Annotated in this window: 19 protein-coding genes; 3 read left to right on the top strand and 16 right to left on the bottom strand. The window is 60.8% G+C overall.

What is annotated here, in order from left to right:
* Positions 1–10 precede the first annotated feature (10 nt).
* Positions 11–202 (bottom strand): DUF951 domain-containing protein, encoded by a 192-nt coding sequence (locus J3352_RS01595; RefSeq protein ID WP_005932779.1) that lies wholly within the window; start codon positions 200–202, stop codon positions 11–13.
* Between the two features lie 196 nt (positions 203–398).
* On the opposite strand from J3352_RS01595, the gene J3352_RS01590 reads away from it, so the two are divergent.
* Both J3352_RS01590 and J3352_RS01585 read left to right on the top strand, forming a co-directional pair.
* The gene (locus tag J3352_RS01590) at positions 399–1,334 is read left to right on the top strand and encodes a S1 RNA-binding domain-containing protein (RefSeq protein ID WP_005932778.1); all 936 of its coding nucleotides are present in this window, start codon (positions 399–401) and stop codon (positions 1,332–1,334) included.
* Positions 1,335–1,414: 80 nt separating this feature from the next.
* Positions 1,415–1,969 carry a DUF4364 family protein gene (locus J3352_RS01585; RefSeq protein ID WP_242651572.1) on the top strand — a complete coding sequence of 185 codons (555 nt, stop codon included), beginning with the start codon at positions 1,415–1,417 and terminating at the stop codon, positions 1,967–1,969.
* A gap of 39 nt (positions 1,970–2,008) precedes the next feature.
* Here the strand turns inward: J3352_RS01585 and yqeB are convergent, their stop codons facing one another.
* The 10 genes from yqeB to J3352_RS01535 are packed head-to-tail and all read right to left on the bottom strand — an operon-like array spanning position 2,009 to position 11,182.
* The gene (gene yqeB / locus J3352_RS01580) at positions 2,009–2,824 is read right to left on the bottom strand and encodes a selenium-dependent molybdenum cofactor biosynthesis protein YqeB (RefSeq protein WP_005932776.1); all 816 of its coding nucleotides are present in this window, start codon (positions 2,822–2,824) and stop codon (positions 2,009–2,011) included.
* A 3-nt stretch (positions 2,825–2,827) separates the two neighbouring features.
* The gene (locus tag J3352_RS01575) at positions 2,828–3,859 is read right to left on the bottom strand and encodes an XdhC family protein (RefSeq protein ID WP_156065699.1); all 1,032 of its coding nucleotides are present in this window, start codon (positions 3,857–3,859) and stop codon (positions 2,828–2,830) included.
* 18 nt (positions 3,860–3,877) lie between these two features.
* A complete protein-coding gene (locus J3352_RS01570) occupies positions 3,878–4,108 on the bottom strand; it encodes a DUF3343 domain-containing protein (RefSeq protein WP_005932773.1) in 231 nt (76 codons plus the stop codon).
* A gap of 3 nt (positions 4,109–4,111) precedes the next feature.
* Entirely contained in the window at positions 4,112–5,245 is a 1,134-nt protein-coding gene (locus tag J3352_RS01565; protein ID WP_099357192.1) for an aminotransferase class V-fold PLP-dependent enzyme, read from the bottom strand.
* Positions 5,242–5,874 carry a sulfurtransferase-like selenium metabolism protein YedF gene (yedF, locus tag J3352_RS01560; protein WP_035394061.1) on the bottom strand — a complete coding sequence of 211 codons (633 nt, stop codon included), beginning with the start codon at positions 5,872–5,874 and terminating at the stop codon, positions 5,242–5,244. Before yedF ends, J3352_RS01565 begins: the two co-directional genes overlap by 4 nt.
* A gap of 14 nt (positions 5,875–5,888) precedes the next feature.
* Positions 5,889–6,926, bottom strand: coding sequence for a selenide, water dikinase SelD (selD, locus tag J3352_RS01555; protein WP_156065697.1), 1,038 nt, complete (start codon positions 6,924–6,926; stop codon positions 5,889–5,891).
* A gap of 1 nt (position 6,927) precedes the next feature.
* Positions 6,928–7,632, bottom strand: coding sequence for a selenium cofactor biosynthesis protein YqeC (gene yqeC / locus J3352_RS01550; RefSeq protein ID WP_156065695.1), 705 nt, complete (start codon positions 7,630–7,632; stop codon positions 6,928–6,930).
* Complete coding sequence (locus J3352_RS01545) at positions 7,632–9,920, bottom strand: xanthine dehydrogenase family protein molybdopterin-binding subunit (RefSeq protein WP_156065693.1); 2,289 nt, start codon at positions 9,918–9,920, stop codon at positions 7,632–7,634. The genes yqeC and J3352_RS01545 overlap by 1 nt, the downstream gene beginning before the upstream one ends.
* The gene (locus J3352_RS01540) at positions 9,917–10,390 is read right to left on the bottom strand and encodes a (2Fe-2S)-binding protein (RefSeq protein ID WP_097771056.1); all 474 of its coding nucleotides are present in this window, start codon (positions 10,388–10,390) and stop codon (positions 9,917–9,919) included. The genes J3352_RS01545 and J3352_RS01540 overlap by 4 nt, the downstream gene beginning before the upstream one ends.
* A gap of 6 nt (positions 10,391–10,396) precedes the next feature.
* Positions 10,397–11,182, bottom strand: a complete 786-nt coding sequence (locus J3352_RS01535) for a xanthine dehydrogenase family protein subunit M (RefSeq protein WP_099357193.1) — start codon at positions 11,180–11,182, stop codon at positions 10,397–10,399.
* A 109-nt stretch (positions 11,183–11,291) separates the two neighbouring features.
* On the opposite strand from J3352_RS01535, the gene J3352_RS01530 reads away from it, so the two are divergent.
* Positions 11,292–11,954 carry an NTP transferase domain-containing protein gene (locus tag J3352_RS01530; protein ID WP_035394055.1) on the top strand — a complete coding sequence of 221 codons (663 nt, stop codon included), beginning with the start codon at positions 11,292–11,294 and terminating at the stop codon, positions 11,952–11,954.
* A 67-nt stretch (positions 11,955–12,021) separates the two neighbouring features.
* On the opposite strand, the gene J3352_RS01525 is transcribed toward J3352_RS01530, so the two are convergent.
* The 5 genes from J3352_RS01525 to J3352_RS01505 form a co-directional block, all read right to left on the bottom strand.
* Positions 12,022–13,422, bottom strand: coding sequence for a uracil-xanthine permease family protein (locus J3352_RS01525; RefSeq protein ID WP_156065691.1), 1,401 nt, complete (start codon positions 13,420–13,422; stop codon positions 12,022–12,024).
* Positions 13,423–13,583: 161 nt separating this feature from the next.
* Positions 13,584–15,110 (bottom strand): SPOCS domain-containing protein, encoded by a 1,527-nt coding sequence (locus J3352_RS01520; protein WP_099357194.1) that lies wholly within the window; start codon positions 15,108–15,110, stop codon positions 13,584–13,586.
* 157 nt (positions 15,111–15,267) lie between these two features.
* Positions 15,268–16,362, bottom strand: coding sequence for an acryloyl-CoA reductase electron transfer subunit beta (gene acrA, locus J3352_RS01515; RefSeq protein WP_005932752.1), 1,095 nt, complete (start codon positions 16,360–16,362; stop codon positions 15,268–15,270).
* Positions 16,363–16,383: 21 nt separating this feature from the next.
* Positions 16,384–17,178 carry an acryloyl-CoA reductase electron transfer subunit gamma gene (gene acrB, locus J3352_RS01510; protein WP_005932750.1) on the bottom strand — a complete coding sequence of 265 codons (795 nt, stop codon included), beginning with the start codon at positions 17,176–17,178 and terminating at the stop codon, positions 16,384–16,386.
* A gap of 17 nt (positions 17,179–17,195) precedes the next feature.
* The gene (locus J3352_RS01505; protein ID WP_005932748.1) at positions 17,196–18,365 is read right to left on the bottom strand and encodes an acyl-CoA dehydrogenase; all 1,170 of its coding nucleotides are present in this window, start codon (positions 18,363–18,365) and stop codon (positions 17,196–17,198) included.
* Between the last annotated feature and the right edge of the window lie 57 nt (positions 18,366–18,422).

The raw sequence follows: 18,422 nt of genomic DNA, 5'->3' as shown, positions 1-18,422 counted from the left end.
GACCCAATGGTTACTCGGCAGCGCCGGGCTTGAGCACTTTCTTGATGTTTTTTTCAATTTTCGCGCGGGGCAGCATGACCTCACGGCCGCAGCCCGTGCAGCGGATCTTGAAATCCATACCGACCCGGAGCACCTCGAAGCTGGAAGCTCCGCACGGGTGTTTTTTGCGGGTCTGGATGGTATCTCCCACTGCGATATCCATATTTCTTTCCCTCCTGCCGCCCCTTTGCGGGGCAGTACCCTGTGCAGCAGGTTTCCATGCCGCACATACAGATATAGTATAAACCAAACTCGTATAAAATGCAATTGTCCGCGCATAGAGTTTTAATGCCGACACCTGCTTTGTGTGCCGACGTGCAGCGGAAAACGCTAAAATAACACAGAAAGAGGAACAAACCATGATGCAGACATTTCGTACTGAAGGCAATTACCGTTCCGCAGACCGGCTCAGCCCCGCAGAACTGCGCGCCGCCATCGCCAGCCGCGAAATTTTACAGAGCACTGCCCTTGCCTTTGACACCCAGCGCCAGCTCCGGTTCGACCTGGGCGGGGTAAAGGCCGTGATGCCCTTTGGTCAGTGTGCCGATGGGGCCGAGAGCGGCACCGTGCGGGACATTGCGGTGCTGACGCGGGTGGGCCGCCCCACCTGCTTTGTGATTGAAGGGATGGAGACCGGGGAAAACGGCCAGCCCTGCTACCTGCTTTCCCGGGCTGAGGCACAGCGGATGTGCAAGGCAGAGTATCTGGACACCTTACAGCCCGGGGACATCCTGCCCTGCACTGTGACCCACATCGAGCCGTTTGGTGCCTTTTGTGACGTTGGGTGCGGCATCAGCGCCCTGCTGCCCATCGACTGCATGTCGGTCAGCCGCATCTCCTCCCCTGCCGACCGGGTGAGTGTGGGCCAGCAGATCCTGTGCGCCATCAAAAGCCGGGATGTGCAGGGGCGATTCGTGCTGACCATCCGTGAGCTGCTGGGCACCTGGGAGGAGAACGCCGCCGGGTTCACCGTGGGCGAGACCGTGGTGGGCATTGTGCGGAGCGTGGAGGAATACGGCACCTTTGTGGAGATCGCCCCCAATCTGGCCGGCCTTGCCGAGACCTGCCCCGACCTGCACCCCGGGCAGGCGGTGAGCGTCTACATCAAAAACATCCTGCCCGATAAAATGAAGATCAAGCTGGTCATCGTCAACCACAGCCTGGGCCAGAGCCACCGGTTCGACCTGCGCTATTTCATCACCGAGGGGCATATCGACCACTGGCTGTATTCCACCCCCGAAAGCCGCAAGCGCATTGAAACAGATTTTGCGGTTGCGGCTTGCAATCCTGTCTGAAACCCTTTATACTATAAGAAAGTGATTCTTTACGGCCTGCCCTGAGGCAGTGCCGGGCAGCAATTTGAAATGACAGGGGGATGTGCAGAACGATGGCCGCCAACGATGCTTTTACCGCCGGTGTTCGTCCCGGCGGGCTGACCGACAGCACGGAGATCCGGTTGCTGTTGTGTTATCTGGTAAAGAATGCCGGGCCGATCACCCGGACGGAGATCGAGAACGCGCTGATGGAAGAACAGCTGGTCAACTATTTTGAGATCGGCTCCTGTCTGGATGATATCACCCGCCAGCAGCTGGTCACGCTGAAGGAAGATCGCTATTCCATCACCGAAAAAGGACGCAAGGTCGCGCAGGAGCTTGCCTATGACCTACCCCGCAGTGTGCGGGAGCGCGCGGTGGCGGCGGTTCTGCGCAGCCAGACCTGGACCCGCAAGGAAGCCGAGTACAGCGCCCGCATCACCGAAAAGCCGGACGGCCACTGCTCCATCCGCTGCACCATCAAGGCACTGGATCAGGAGCTGTTTTGTCTGGACATCGGCACGCCTGACCGGCTGAGTGCCGATCTGGTCAAGAAGCAGTTCATCCTCAAGGGCAACGAGATCTATCAGATGCTCATCACCAAACTGACAGAGTAACAAAGAAACGGGGCTGTTGCAAAAACAGTCCCGTTTCTTTTAGTTCCAGCACTCTGCGGCAATCAGTTCCAGCACACTGCCCGCAATGCAGCGGGCCTTATCCGAGATGAGGAAGCAGTTTTCCAGCTCTGCGCGGCGGGGGTCCACATCAGCTACCTTGAACCCTTTGGTCACCGGGTAGCCATCCCGCAGCAGCCCCCGCAGGATGCCGGAGATCTGTGTGACCACCGGCAGACGCTGACCGTCCGGCGTTTCGATCTCGGCCACAGCCTCGCCCACCTCCACAAAATCAGCGATAGAATGCAGGTTGCGGAAGATACCCGCGGCCTGTGCATGAAGCACACGCTCGGCACCATAGCCACCGATGATGCCCGGCACGCCGGAGTTGGGTGCGGCAGATCCCTCCCGGATGATGCGGCCCAGCTTGTGGCCGCGCTTGGTCTCCACCACCACGTCCACATCCTGCCCCGCCGCAAAGCCGGGGCCAAGGGCAATGGTCAGCGGAGCCATCTCCCGGGTGGTGCCCAGATTTTTCTTTGCGATGATGGCATCCACCAGAACAGCTGGCCTTGCCTGCGGCAGGCAAGCACCCGTTGGGTCTATCAGGACCGGCACTGCGTTCTGTGCCCAGACGGCATCGGCATCCGCCAGCGTCTCCACCCGGATGCCCCGCATTCCTTCCACAGCGGTCTCGCCTTCGTAAACAGCCTCGCAGAGAGACACCTGCCGACGGATGGCGGCGGGGTGGGCCGTCTCCAGCACCAGCACCCGCAGGCCAGCCGACCAGAGCCGATGCACAACACCGGTGGCAAGGTCTCCCCCGCCCCGGACAACGATCAGGTCATCACGCTTCATGGCTCATCCCTCCGGTTCCAGACGCTGCAAAAAGACTTCCATGGAGCCGCCGCAGGCCGCAATGGCGGCGGCATCGCTGGCCCCCTCTGTGGTAAAGGCAGCCAGCCTGCACGGGGCAGCCCCCGGCTCCAGCAATTCCCGCGCCAGCTGCTGGGTGCGGTACTCCATGATGCCGCCGCCCACGCTGCCCACGGCAGAGCCATCGGGCAGGACCAACATCTTGGAGCCTTCCTCCCGTGGCGTGGAGCCATGGCGGCCTACGATGGTCGCCAGCACCGCCGGGGCGGTCTGCTGTTCCAGCGCGGCCAGCAGCGCCGGGGAAAAGCCCTCGGTCTGCTGGCGGCTGTTTTTAACGGAGACGATCTCCGCAAGAATAGAAAGTGCAATCTCCTGTGCGGTTTTTGCGCCAATGGAAAGCCCAATGGGCGCGTGCAGGGCATCAATGCGCTCTTGCGGCAGCCCCAGCTCGGCCAGTTGTGTGTGCACCAGAGCCGCACGCTTCCGGCTGCCCATCATGCCCACATAGGCGGCGGGCTTTTGCAGAATAGAACGCAGGCAGGCAATATCACAGCTGTGGGCACGGGTCACGACCACAAAGTATGTCTCCTGCCCGCCGGGGATCTGCGCAAGGCCCTCTGCAAAGGGCAGACAGAGCACGGCATCGGCCCCGGCCTGACGCAGCTCCTCCGCAAACTCGGGGCGGTCCTCCAGCGCTGTGACCGGTAGGCCCAGCAGTTTTGCCAGCCGCACCACCGACGCGCCCACATGGCCGCCGCCGCAGACCACAAGCTGCGGGGCTGCGCCAAAGCGCTCCACAAAGATGCGCTGTCCGGCTGATTTCAGCATTCCACTGGAGGTCACAGCCGCCAGGGCAGGCAGATGCTCCCCCCAGAACGCAGGCAGTTTCTCCGGCCAGACCGGTGCTGTGTTCCGCAGCAGGACACGTTCCCCCTGCGACGGGCCTTCCAGCACCGTGGCCAGCAGAAAATCCCCCTCCCGGTCATGGAGTGCATTGAAAAAAGAACGGTTTCCCATCCAATTCTCCTTTATTTGTTATTGTTCTACCACCGCTGCGGCATCATAGGCAGCGGGGTCGATGCGGCTCTGCCACAGCTGCCAGTCCTCGGGCGGCATCCGCCACGCAAGGCCGCACCCGGCAGAGAGCTCCCGGGGCAGCGGAATGAGCCGCCCGGGGATGCGTTCCGCTTCGCAGTGTTTTTCCCATGCCATCGCTTCCACTGTGGTGCGGAAGGATAACACGATATAGGGTCTCTTTGCACGCATTATTTATTCCTCCGCCAGGCTGCGCACCGCACGGGCAGCGGCAAGCGCCTCCTCCCGGGTGTTGGTGTGGGAGAAGCTGAACCGCACCACACCCTGCTCCACGGTGCCCAGCGCCTTGTGCATCAGCGGAGCACAGTGCGCACCGGCCCGCACACAGATGCCGTACTCTTCCCAGAGCGCATCCGCCACCCGGGCGGAATCCTCGCCCGCCAGGTTCAGTGAGACGATGGGCGCACGCGGCGCAGTGAAGTCACCATAAAGCCGCACACCGGGAATTTCCCGGACAGTTTCGTAAAACAGGCGTGCAAGCGCATTTTCTTTTGTTTCCAACGCTTCCACGCCCTGTGTCAGGAGCCAGCGCACCCCGGCCCCCAGCCCGGCGATCCCCGGCACATTCAGCGTTCCGGCTTCCAAAGCAGTGGGCATTTCGACGGGGTGGCGTTCATCAAAGCTGTGGACTCCGCTGCCGCCCACCACAAGGGGGGCAACCTGCAGCCCGGGCCGGACATACAGCCCGCCGGTGCCCTGCGGGCCCAGCAGCGCCTTGTGCCCGGTAAAGCAGAGCACATCGATCCCCAGGGCCTGCACATCCACCGGCATGGCACCCGCTGTCTGGGCGGCATCCACGAGAAACAACAGGCCGTGCTTTTTTGCAAAAGCGGATACGAACGCCAGGTCCGTGCGGTTTCCGGTGACATTGGAAGCACCGGTCACAACCACTCCCCTGGTGTTTGGACGGAGCAGCTGCTCAAACTGCGCATAGCAGAGCACACCGTTTGCGTCCACATCCACAAAACTCACCTCACCCCCCTGCCTTTGGAGGCGGTAGAGGGGCCGCAGGACGGAATTGTGCTCACAGACCGTAGTGATGACATGATCCCCCGGGCCAAAGAGCCCGTTGATGGCCGTGTTCAGCGCCTGGGTCGCATTGGATGCAAAGGCGATGCAGGCCGGGCCTTCGGCGTGGAAGAGCTGGGCCAGCGCTTCCCGGGTCTCGTAGACGATGCGGGAGGCGTGCAGGGTGGGCGCATGGGCTCCACGGCCCGGGTTGCCCGCTGTCTGCAACGCATCCAGCATTGCCTGCCCCACCTCCGGGGGCTTGTACAAGGTGGTTGCGGCGTTGTCAAGGTAGATCACGGCTTGACCACGTTCCCGGCGTTCAGCATCTTTTCAGCGATGACATACATATTGGTCACGCCGCCCACGGCCAGCTTCTCCGTTATGCCGTAGTAGTTCAGGCAGGTGCCGCAGGTCAGGATCTCCACGCCCTCAGCTTCCAGTGCCTTCAGGTCTTCCAGCATGGGCGAACCCTCACAGGTCAGGGACGCGCCGCCGTTATAGAAGAGGATCGTCTTGGGCAGCTTGTCCTGCTGGGTCAGGGAAAACACGAAGGCCTTGAGCAGGGTCTTGCCCAGCTCCTCGGCCCCCTCCCCCATCTTGTCGGACGCGATGACCACCACTGTATCGGTGCGGGCATCCGGGATGCAGGTTTCCGCTTCTGCCTGCTGTTTCACCTTGCCCGGCACAGCGGTTTCCGCAGCAGGCGTGTCCTTGATGGTAAAGCGGACACGGTATTCCTGCTCGGCCAGTTTTTCGGAGCTGGACAGATAGCCCTTCTGCTGGGCCATCTTGGTCAGGTTCTGGACAGCGATCTCATTGTCCACCAGCACTTCCACCTCGCCGGGGCCGTGCAGCTCTGCAATGGCCTTTTTGGCCTTGACCACGGGCAGCGGACAGGCATCTCCACGGGCATCGATCTTGATCATCGGTTGTTCCTCCCTCATTCGTATGTTACTGTAATCTCCGGTGTCTGCTTTTCCCCAATGGTGCCCACGATTTTTGCGGGCAGACCCGCCGCCTGCAGCTCTGCTTCCAGGGCAGCGGCATCCTGCGGGGCCACGGCAAACAGCAGGCCGCCGGAGGTCTGGGGATCAAACAGGATCTCTTCCATCGGGAAGGGCACTTTCTCAAACCGGACAAAGGGCCCGGTGTGGTTGCGGTTGCGCTGACCGGCGGCGGTGTACAGGCAGGCATCTGCGGCCTCCCACGCACCGGGCAGCACCGGCACCGCATGGGCATCAATGACGCAGGAGAGCTTCTCCCCCATCATCTCGTGCAGATGGCCCAGGAAGCTGAACCCGGTCACATCCGTGGCGGCGTGCACCTCGTACCTGCGTGCGATCTCTGCCGCCGTTTTGTTCAGGGTGGTCATGGAACGGACGGCGGCTTCCATCTGCTCCGGAGCGGCTTCGCCCACCCGGTTGGCGGTGCAGATCAGCCCCACGCCAAGCGCCTTGGTCAGAAGAAGCTTGTCGCCCGGGCGGCCGGTATCGTTGGCCGTCAGGCGGTGCGGGTCTACAAGACCGGTCACCGACAGGCCGTACTTCACGCCGGTATCGGCAATGGAGTGCCCACCCGCCAGCGTACCCCCGGCTTCGGCCACCTTTTCGGCACCGCCGCGCAGGATCTCCCCCAACACATTCAGATCCATGCTCTCGGGGAAGCAGACAAGATTCAGTGCCGTTTTGACCTCACCGCCCATGGCGTAGACATCGCTCAGGGCATTGGTCGCGGCGATCTGCCCGAAGGTATAGGGGTCATCGACCATCGGCGGGAAGAAATCCACCGTCTGCACCAGAGCAATGTCCTCGGTGATGCGGTAGACGGCAGCATCGTCCCGGCTGTCGTAGCCAACCAGAAGGTCGGGGTCTTTTTCGCCCCGGGGCAGCTTTTCCAGAATGCGGCTCAGTACCCCGGCACCCAGCTTGGCGGTGCATCCGCCGCCGGTGCAGAAGACAATGGGGCCTTGTTCTGCCATTTCATGCACGCTCCCTTTCATCAAAATAAGTCAACACGCCCTGCACCTCATATTTTTTGCGCAGGAGCGCGAGGGTCTGTTCTCCGGCAGCAATGCGGGCGGGGGCATCCGCCTGATTGAGCACCACAGAAAAACGGCGGTTCCCTACCAGTTTTCGTCCCCCCTGCTCGCTGGCCAGCAGCCTTGCCAGCAGCTCCGGGGTCAGAAGCGTTTCGGGGGCAGCGCCCAGCAGGGCGCAGGCCTGCTCCAGCCGGAAGCAGACCTCCAGCAGAGGTCTGCCCAGCGCGGACAACCCTGCCACGGCCAGCACGATATCGCTTTCCGGCAGCAGCACCGGTTCATGGGCCGACGGAACTTTGCAGGGCATCCGTTTTGCACCGTCCGCTTCCAGAAGAACCATATCTGCCTGTGCCATCCAGCAGGTCAGCTGCTCCGGCGGCAGGGCGGTCAGCTTGCCCTGCTCTGCCGGGACACCGGCCACGGCATATCGCCCTGCCGCCCAGAGGGACGCAAGAGCGGCTTCATCTGCGGCATAATTCTCCCCGGGCTGCCGGATGTGGGTGGTGGTGCTCACCAGCACCCGCCAGCCTTTGGCGGCACAATGCCGGGCAAAGGCATAGAGCAGGGTGGTTTTTCCGCCGCCGCCCACCAGCGAGACTACATGGCCCTTTTCAGCCAGAAACGGAAATTGTTTTTCCGGAAGCATCAGCGGTTTTCTTCCACCGCCATGGCGACCTGCTCCGGGGTGATGGGCAGCTCGTAGAAGCGGGTGCCGATGGCATTGTAGATGGCATCCGCGATGGCGGGCAGCGGGGTGTTGATGACCACCTCACCGATGGATTTTGCACCAAACGGGCCGTTGGGCTCGTAGCTGCTCTCAAACTCCACCCGGATGTGGCCGATGTCCACACGGGCGGGGATCTTATACTGCATAAAGGAGTTCTCCATCGGCCAACCCTTGGCATCGTAGGTGATGTTCTCGGTCAGGGCCATGCCGATGCCCTGCAGGATGCCGCCCTCAGCCTGCACACGGGTCAGGTTGGGGTTGATGGGGGTGCCGCAGTCCACGCAGGCGGCATAATCCACCACCTTGACTTCACCGGTCTCCTTGTCCAGCTCAATTTCAGCCGCGCCGACCATGTAGGGCGGGGGCGAAAGGGGCGAGGTGTGGGTCTCGGTGATCTCCAGCGGCACCATGTGGCCGAACTGGGAGGCGAATGCCACCTCAGAGAGAGAGACCCTCTTCTCCGGGTCTGCGTTCAGGGAAATGAACTTGCCGTCAAAATCCACGGCATCTTCGGTCGTCTGGAGCAGCTCCGCGCCCAGCTTGCAGATCTGGCCGCGCAGCCGGAGGGCGCACTTCTCCACTGCCTTGCCGGTGACATAGGTGGTAGAGGAAGCGTAGGAGCCGGAGTCATAGGGCGAGGTATCGGTATCCGCGCCAAAGACGGTGATATTGTCCAGGTCACAGTCCAGCACCTCGGCGGCGATCTGAGCCAGCGTGGTGTCACAGCCGGTACCCATATCGGCAGCGCCGATGATGAGGGAGTAGAATCCGTCATCGTTTACCTTGAGGGTGGCACTGCCCACATCCATGCCGGAAATGCCGGAGCCCTGCATGGCCATGCCCATGCCCACGGCGCGCACCTTGCCATTGCCAAGGTCGCGCACAGGGTACTTGTTGTCCCAGTCGATCATCTCGTGGACTTTTTTCAGGCAGCGATCCAGCGCGCAGCTGGTGTTCACAGCGCCGTAATAGGCGGGCATTACATCGCCCTCTTTGACGATGTTCATTTCACGGATCTTGAAGGGGTCCATGTGGAGTCTGGCGGCCAGCTCATTGACGGCAGATTCCACTGCAAACAGGCCCTGGGTCGCACCATAGCCGCGGTACGCACCGGCAGACATGTGGTTGGTGTAGACCACGTCGCTGACAAAACGGAAGGCTTCGGCCTTGCCGTACAGCGGGATGGACTTGTGCCCGGAAAGGCCCACCGTTGTGGGGCCGTGCTCACCATAAGCACCGGTGTTGGACAGGGTGTAGAGGTCGATGCCCTTCACGATGCCGTCCTTGGTGGCACCCAGACGGACGTGCATCTCCATCTCGTGGCGGGGCGAAGATGCGGTCTGGCTCTCTTCGCGGGTGAAGATCAGCTTGCAGGGCTTCTTGGTCTTCCAGGTAACAAAGGCCGGATAGATGGCCGAGACCGCCGTCTGCTTGGCACCAAAGCCGCCGCCGATGCGGGGCTTGATGACGCGGATCATGGATTTGGGGATGTGCAGGGCGTTTGCCACATTACGGCGGGTATGGAACACGATCTGGGTCGAGCTGAGGATGTTCAGCCGCCCGTACAGGTCCATCCAGCAGCAGGTGCGGAAGGTCTCCATCATGGCCTGCTGGCAGGCCTTGGTGTGGTAGACGCGGTCGATGACAACATCGCACTTTGCCAGCACGGCATCGATGTCGCCGTCGCCGCACGCATCGTGGGCACAGAGGTTGCGCTTGTTGTCGGCACCCACGGGACTCAGGCTCTCCCAGTTGTCCTCCGGGTGGACAAGGATGGGGTTGTCCTTCGCAGTGTGGAAATCCAGCACCGGCTCCAGCACCTGATACTCCACCTTGATGAGCTTCATGGCCTTTTCGACACATTTCTCATCCTTGCCCACCACAATGGCCACAACGTCCCCCACAAAGCGGACGTGGCGGTCAATGACCAGGCGGTCGTAGGGGCTGGCTTCGGGGTAAGTCTGGCCGGCCTGCGTGTAGCGGCGGGCGTTCTGATCCACATCCTCCCAGGTGAAGATGGCCTCGATGCCGGGCACCTTTTTGGCCACGGACGTGTCGATGCGCTCCACCATGGCGTTGGCATGGGGCGAACGGTACAGCTTGACGATCAGGCAGTCTGCCGGGGCCAGATCATCCATGTAAACGGGCTTGCCGGTCACAAGCTGCATGGCATCCTTTTTGCGGAATGCTTTGTTGACGTTTTTCATTCGGCACCCTCCTGTTTTGCTTTTTTCCAGGCGAGGAAATTCTGGATGCCCCGCAGCTGGCCCTCGTAGCCGGAGCAGCGGCAGAGGTTGCCCGCGAGATATTCCTTGATCTCCTCCTCAGTGGGGTATTCCTTTTCCCGGAAGAGGGCGAGGGCGTTCATAATAAAGCCTGGGTTGCAGAAGCCGCACTGCTCCGCACCCTGATCGGCGATAAAAGCACCGAACTCAGCAGCCTCCTCCTGCAGGCCCTCCAGCGTGGTCACCCTGTGGCCGTCGGCACGGGCTGCCAGCACAGAGCAGGACAGCACCGGCACATCGTCCAGAAAGACGGTGCACAGGCCGCAGTTGGAGGTCTCGCAGCCGCGCTTGACACTGTAACAGCCGTGTGCGCGGACAAAATCGATGAGCAGGGTGTCCGGTGCGGCCTCTGCCGTGATCTTGGTTCCGTTCAGAATAATATTCACCTGCATCTTGTCTCACCTGTTCCCTTCCAATTTCAGCACAGCGCGCTTGACCAGCACCCCGGCCAGATGATTGCGGTATTCCGCACTGCCGCGCATGTTGCTCTCCGTCCGGATGTTTGCCCGTACTTCAGCGGCAAAGCGGGCAGCGGTCAACTCCGGCGTTTCGGCGGCATTGGGCTGCAGGGTATACAGCACTGCCTTGCCGGGCCGGGCACCAATGGCAAGCCGGAAGCCCCCGGCCGTTTTCGCGGCGGCACAGGTCAGCACCGGAAAATCCGTCTGGCTGTTGCGCACCGACTGATAGCAGAACGCTGCCTGCTCTTTCGGCACGATGACCCGTACCAGGATATCCCTGTCGTACGGGCGCTGAGCATACTCCGAAAGCGGTACGATGCCGCCCTTGTAGAGCTCCACCGAAGCGTTCAGGGCCAGGAACATGGTCAGAACATCGGAAAAGCCAAAACGGCTGTAAATGCTGCCGCCCACGGTGGCAAGGTTGCGCAGCTGCACGCCCACAATGTGGCGCACAGATTCCCGCACAGCGCCCTCCGTGTAGGCATTGAGCCCCTCGTGGAGCTCGATCTGCCGCAGGGGCACCATGGCCCCGATGGAAAAGCCCTCGGCCGTTTCCTCAATTTTGTCCAGCCCAAGGCCCGACAGGTCGATGGCGGTGCCGACATTGATATTCTCCATCTTGAGCCAGATCATGCCGCCGATGACCCGATTGTTTCGCTTCTGGTTGAGCTGCCAGGCTTCCTCGAGGCTTTCGGCCCGTTTGTATTCCCGGATCGTCATCATACGCAGTACCTCTCTTTTTTCGATTGCTACTTTTATTTTATCACAAAATCCCTTATAATGCCACTGGAAAGACTGCCGCAGATCCGGCAGGTTCAGGAGGAAAGATTTTATGGCAGAGTTGTGCAGAAAAAACGCCCTCCCTTCGGTGGGATGCGTCATCATGGCATCGGGGCTGGCCCGGCGGTTCGGCTCCAACAAGCTGCTGGCCGATTTCGGGGGCCGCCCCCTGCTCTTCCGGGCGCTGGAGGTCACCGCCACCCCTGCCCTTGCCGCCCGGGTGGTCGTGACCCGCTCTGCCAAGGTAAAGGCCCTGTGTGATGCACAGGCCGTTCCCTGCCTGCTCCACAGCCTGCCGGGCCGGAACGACACTGTTCGGCTGGGGCTGGAGGCGCTGCTGGAGCAATGCCCCAATCTTGCAGGCTGCATCTTCCTGCCCGGAGATCAGCCCCTGCTGCAGCGGGAGACGCTGGAAGCCCTGATCACTGCTTTTGCCCAGACACAAAAAGAAACAGAGCGGGCGATCTTCCGGCTGGGAGCCCGGGCCGCAGATGGCCCGGACACTGTTGTCGGAAGTCCCGTTCTGTTTGGATGCGGATATTTTCCCGCTCTGCGCACCCTGCCCGAGGGCAAGGGCGGCAGTGTTGTGCTCAAGGCTCACCCTGAGCAGGTACAGATCGTTTACGCCCAGCGGCGGGAAGAACTGCTGGATGCAGATACGCCGGAAGTTCTGGAGGAGCTCTCCGCCATTGCAGCGCAATGGTGCGTCACCTGACAGGAGAGGCAAGGGCACTTCTTGGCTCCCCTGTCAGGGGAGCTGTCACCGAAGGTGACTGAGAGGTTTATACGGCCTTATCGTCCTTGGGCAGCAGCACGTTCAGCACAATGGCCACAAAGGCTGCGGGCACGATGCCGCTCTCGCCGCAGATCAGCTGGAAGAACTGGGGGGTGTGTGCCAGGATGCTGGCATTGGCACCCATGCCGTAGCCCACGCCCAGTGCAACGGAAACGATGGTCAGGGTGCGCGGGGTCATCTTTTCCTTGGTAATGAGCTGGATGCCGGACACCACGATGGAAGAGAACATCATCACGGCAGCACCGCCCAGAACGGCCTGCGGCATGATGGAGACCAGTGCGCCCAGCTTGGGGATCAGGCCGCAGAGGATCAGGAAGATGGCACCGGTAGCCAGTGCACCGCGGTTGACGACCTTGGTCATGGAGACCAGACCCACGTTCTGGCTGAAGGAGGTGTTGGGCAGAACGCCGAAGCAGGCGGCAAAGGAAGAGCCCAGGCCGTCGCAGATAACACCGCCGGACAGCTCCTTATCGGTGGCCTCACGGCTCATGCCGCCCTCCATCACGCCGGAGATATCGCCCACGGTCTCCACAGCGGTGACGATGAACATGATCAGCACGGGCAGGATGGCGCGCATATCAAAAACGATCTTGACGGGAACCAGCTTGGGGATGGCAAACCAGTCGGCCTGTGCCACCTTGCTCCAGTTCAGCACCCATGCCTTGGTGAACTCCACACCCTCGGCAGTGACACCGGTGGTGGGCAGGACAAAGCCCATGATAAAGGCTGCCAGATAGCCCGCCACAATGCCGATGAGGATGGAGGAGGAGCTCAGAAAGCCCGTGGTCCAATGCTTGAAGAACAGGATCACCACCAGCACGAACACGGCCAGCAGCAGGTTTTCCGCGGAACCGAAGTCCTTGGCTGCGTTGCCGCCGCCGAAGGAGTTGACACCCACGGAGATCAGGGATAGACCGATGGACAGCACCACCGTGCCGGTGACCACCGAGGGGAAGAACTTGCGCAGGGGCTTGAGGAAGAAGCCCAGCACAGTCTCAAACAGGCCGCCCAGGATGGAAGCGCCCATGATGGCACCGTAGGCCAGCACGCCGCCGCCCATGGAAGCAGCCACACTGTTGAACACGCCCAGGAAGCCGGAGCTGGTTCCCATGATGATGGGGACCTGGCCGCCCACAGGGCCGATGGAGAACAGCTGCACCAGCGTGACCACACCGGCCACGAACATGGCGTTCTGCAGCAGGCTGACCTGCAGGTCAGCAAACTCACCGCCTGCAATGCCGCAGGCACTGGTGATGATAAGAAGCGGGGTCAGGTTGCCCACGAACATGGCAAATACATGCTGCAGGCCCAGCGGGATGGCCTGGCGAAGGGGCATCTTGGCATCAAACTGGTATGCACCCTTCTCCAACTCGATATTTTTGATCATAACTTCTCCTTTATCCAAAAGGCTTTTTTACACGACAAAAATTATTATAGCAGAGCCTTTCTCAAATTGGGAGAGGTCCGGGAGGTTTTTTGTTCATTTTTAGTTCATAAGTCATACTTTAACCTTAAATTGTTCTTCTGTGAAGCACAAAATCAGATAGATCAGCCCCCTGCTCCCGGCACCAGAAGCCTTTGAGGCGCGTCGATGGCAGTAATTCCCTCTGCAAGGTCGTTGGCAGCAAGCATCTGGGCCGGGGAGACATGGAATCGTCTGGCGATGGCAAACAGCTCCTCCCCCGCCTGTGCATAATAGATGCGCAGGCTGATCTCCGGGTCTGCCGGGGTCAGCGGCTCCCCCAGCGCGATGGAGCCCACACAGGTGTTTCCGCTCCGCTGTAGGATGGCCCCTTCTGCCTTGACGGAAAGGGTGACCTCCAGTGTGCCGTTTGCGCAGACACAGCGCAGATCCTCGGCACGGAGCCAGCACTCCGGGATCAGCTCCGCGTCCGAGGGCAGCTCCCGCTCCAGCGGCAGGGCAAGCTCCAACACCTTTTCGTAGCTTTCCAGCTCCGAAAGGCTGTTCTCCCCAAAGGAAGTCACAGTCACCCGGCTGGTCAGATCCCAGTTATTTTCCCTGTATGCCAGCAGGGCCGGGCCAAAGGAGGCAAAGCAGGCCAGAATTTTAGCTCCAGCGTCCGGCAGAGGGCCGGAGCCGGTCAGGGTCACGGTCTTATCCAGGGTGCAGGCCAGCGATTCCGTCTGTACCGTCTGCGGGGTCTGTTCTGTCTCGAATTTCGTGGAGAAGGCATCCGCCACGCACTGCAGCTGGTAGGGCCTCCATGCCCGCAGGCGCAGCATCAGGTTGGCAGTCAGGCGGCTGGGTTCCTCCCCTTCTCCCTCCGTGAGCGTAAAGCCCACCGGCTCGGCCACGCAGAGGCAGCGGCAGTCCTCGCTCAGGCCGTCCACATCCAGCACCTGATTGAAGTTCAGGTTCACGCTCTGGCCTTGCAGTGCCGGATCGCCCTCGGCACGCCAGGCACAGGAAACGACCAGCACGCCCTTGGCAACGGCTTTCCCGTTCAGGAGCTTGAGGTCTCCGACAGAGGCATTTCCGCTGAGATCCAAAACGGCGGCGGGCGGCGTGGGAAAGCGGATCTCGCCCTCGACCGTGACCAGCTTTTCCAGCACAGCGGCGCGCCGCACCCCGGAAAGGGTGACCAGTTTCTGCTCTACCCCGCCATCCGAAAGGGCCGTGATGACATCGGTTTTGACCTGCGTATGCACCGATACCACCAGCCCATACGCCCCCCGCACCTCGATGCGGCGTGGGTTGACGGTGCGGCAGTTCAGATATTCGGTCTGGCCTTCCACCTGTACGGCCCATGCCGTGAAGACGAACTCCGGCAGATCCAGCAGCTTGGTAAAGGGGAGCTTCTGCTCGGTCTGGCACAGACCCGCCCCGTCCTCGCCCTGATAATAGACCACACAGCGCAGATATCCCTCCAATTGCAGCTTGCCGGGCTGCAGCCGCTTTTGCAGCACCACCGGCCTGACAAAGCACTTGACCAGCTTGAACACCGGTGGCAGATAATCAGAGATCAGGATCTCTGTTTCCAGCGGCAGCTCTGCCTTGAGGGTACAGTTTGTCCCCGCCGCCGGCAGGGCATCCCGAAAGATCTTCAACTCCATGGTACGCGCTCCTTTCCTGTCCGCTCTTGGTGTCATTTTATTCCGGGAACAGGCAGGATAGAACGAAGCGATTTTCCGGGGATGCAAAAAGCCGCCGCACAGCGTTTCCACTGCGCGGCGGCCTTATCACAATCAGGGTTCAGGGAAAATCAGGTGCTTATTCAGCAGCCTTGGCAGCCTCGATCTGCTTGATCAGCTCGGGAACGACCTTGAACAGATCGCCCACGATGCCGTAGTCAGCAACACCGAAGATGGGTGCGCTCTCGTTCTTGTTGACAGCGATGATGCACTCGGAATCCTGCATACCAGCGGTGTGCTGGATGGCACCGGAAATGCCCAGAGCAACATAGATCTTGGGGTGGACCGTCTTACCGGTCTGACCGACCTGATGGTCAGCGGTCATCCAGCCTGCATCGGTAACGGCACGGGAAGCACCCACAACGCCGCCGCCCAGTGCAGCAGCCAGCTGCTCAGCCAGCTCGATGCCCTTGTTGACATCCTTGCTGATGCCGCGGCCAACGGAGACGATGACATCGGCACCGATCAGATCGACCAGCTTCTCAGCAGCCTTCTCGACGCTCAGGACCTCGGTCTTGATGTCGGCAGCGGACAGCTCGAAAGCGGGCTTCACGATCTGGCAGGCATCTGCCTTGGCCTGATCGAAGGGAGCCTTCTTCATAACGCCGGGGCGCACGGTGGACATCTGAGGACGGAAGCGGGGGCAGATGATGGTAGCCATCAGATGGCCGCCGAATGCGGGACGGGTCATCTTCAGGTTGCGGTCTTCCATATCGAACTTCTGCTTGGACAGGTCAATGGTGGAGCTCTCCTTCAGGAAGTCGATGTACTTTGCAGTGTCGATATCCAGATGGGTAGCATCAGCGGTCAGGCCGGTGTGCAGGCGGGCTGCGCAGCGGGGGCCCAGATCGCGGCCAATGTTGGTGGCACCGATCAGCAGGACCTCGGGCTTGTACTCGTTGACCATGTCGCAGACGACCTTGGCGTATGCGTCCGTGGTGTAATCCTTCAGCAGGGGGCTGTCGCAGACCATGACCTTATCAGCGCCATAGCCACCCAGCTCCTTGGCAATGCCGTCCACGTTATCGCCCAGCAGCAGGCCGGTGACTTCGCAGTTCAGCTCATCGGCCAGCTTGCGGGCCTCGCTGACCAGCTCGAAATCGGTGGGCATCAGTTTGCCCTGGCGCTGCTCACAAAAGACCCAAACGCCCTTGTACTCGTTAAAATCAGCCATTGTAATCCTATGCTCCTTTCATCAGATCAGGTGCTTCTTGGCCAGGATACCTGCCAGCTGTGCGGCGGTGTCGTCGCCAGTCAGCATGGTGCCTGCGCCCTTCTGCGGAGGAGTGAAGGACTTAAAGACGTTCGTCGGAGAACCCTTCAGACCGATGGTATCGACCTCGATCAGCGGATCATCCTTCAGAGCGTTGTAATCGAACACTTCCATGGGCTTGTCGTAGCAGGTAAAGATGCCATTGACGCTCATGTAACGGGGCTGGTTCAGCTCCTTGATGCAGGTCAGCAGGCAGGGAGTCTGCACCTTGACCATCATGTAGCCGTCTTCCAGCATACGCTTCACGGTCAGGGTGTTGCCATCCTTCTGGATGTCAGCCACATAGGTGACCTGGGGCAGATGCAGCTTTTCAGCGATCTGGGGGCCGACCTGTGCGGTATCGCCATCGATTGCCTGACGGCCGCAGAACACAACGTCCTCGGGGCCAACGCCGATCTTATTGACAGCAGCAGCCAGGATCTGGCTGGTTGCAAAGGTATCGGAACCGCCGAACTCACGACCGGAGACCAGAACAGCCTTGTCCGCGCCGCGGGCCAGCAGCTCACGCAGCATTCCCTCGGCCGGAGGAGGACCCATGGTGATGACAACGACTTCGCAGCCGGTAGCGTCCTTGAGCTTCAGAGCTGCCTCCAGAGCGTTCAGGTCATCGGGGTTGGTGATGGTGGCCATAGAGGCACGATCCAGAGTACCGTCTGCCTTGACGGCGACTTTGCCGGAGGTATCAGGAACCTGCTTTACACAAACAATTGCTTTCATTGTAAATCTTACCTCCCTTACTTCAGCAGAGCGCCGGAAATGACCATCATCTGCACTTCGCTGGTGCCCTCGTAGATCTCAGTGATCTTGGCATCACGCATCATGCGCTCGATGGGGTAGTCACGAGTGTAGCCGTAACCGCCGAACAGCTGCAGGCAACGGCGGGTCACATCGCTTGCGGTGCGGGCTGCGATCAGCTTAGCCTGAGCAGCCTCCACGCTGTAACGGACCTTTGCGCCATCCATGGCCTGCTGCTTCTTCAGAGCGGCAGCGTAGACCAGATACTTGGCAGCCTCAACGCGGGCCTTCATCTCAGCCAGCTCGAACTGGGTGTTCTGGAATGCGGAGATGCTGCGGCCAAACTGCTTGCGCTCCTTGACGTAGGCAACGGTCTCCTCCAGAGCGCCCTCGGCAATGCCCAGAGCCTGAGAAGCGATGCCGATACGGCCGCCGTCCAGGGTAGCCATGGCCAGCTGGAAGCCCTTGCCGCGCACGCCCAGCATACGATCCTTCGGGATACGGCAATCCTCGAAGATCAGCTCGCAGGTGGAAGAACCACGGATACCCATCTTATCCTCAGCCTTGCCGACGGAGAAGCCCGGATCGGTGCGCTCAACGATGAAGGCAGAGCACAGCTTGGTGGGACGGCCCTTCTTATCCAGAACGCGGTCGGTGACAGCGATGACGATAAAGACATCAGCAAAACCGGCGTTGGTGATGAAGATCTTGGAGCCATTCAGAACCCAGCAGTCATCCTCTTCCTTGGCAATAGTCTGCTGACCCTGTGCATCGGTACCAGCGCCCGGCTCGGTCAGGCCGAAAGCGCCCAGCCACTCGCCGCTGCACAGCTTGGGCAGGTACTTTGCCTTCTGCTCGGGGGTGCCGTTCTCATAAATAGGAGCAGCACACAGGCTGGTGTGAGCGGAGACGATGACACCGGTGGTGCCACAGACCTTGCTCAGCTCCTCCACTGCCATGACGTAGGACAGCACATCGCCGCCTGCACCGCCGACAGAGGTGGGGAAGTAAATGCCCATCATGCCCAGCTTGCCCATCTTCTCGACGGTCTCTTTGGGGAAGTACTCTTCTGCATCAACCTTCTTAGCCAGGGGCTTGACTTCGTTTTCAGCAAACTCGCGGTACATCTTCTGCACCATCTGCTGCTGCTTGGACAGAGTAAAATCCATCGCTATATCCTCCTAACGGGTGTTTTTTATCTCCCGGGGCCGGGGTTCTCCCCTTCC

The organism is Faecalibacterium sp. Marseille-Q4164 (genome assembly GCF_017377545.1).
Classification (GTDB): Bacteria; Bacillota; Clostridia; order Oscillospirales; family Ruminococcaceae; genus Faecalibacterium; species Faecalibacterium duncaniae.
The sequence above is the reverse complement of the archived record's forward strand: the minus strand, read 5'-3'. Positions and strand labels throughout refer to the sequence as shown.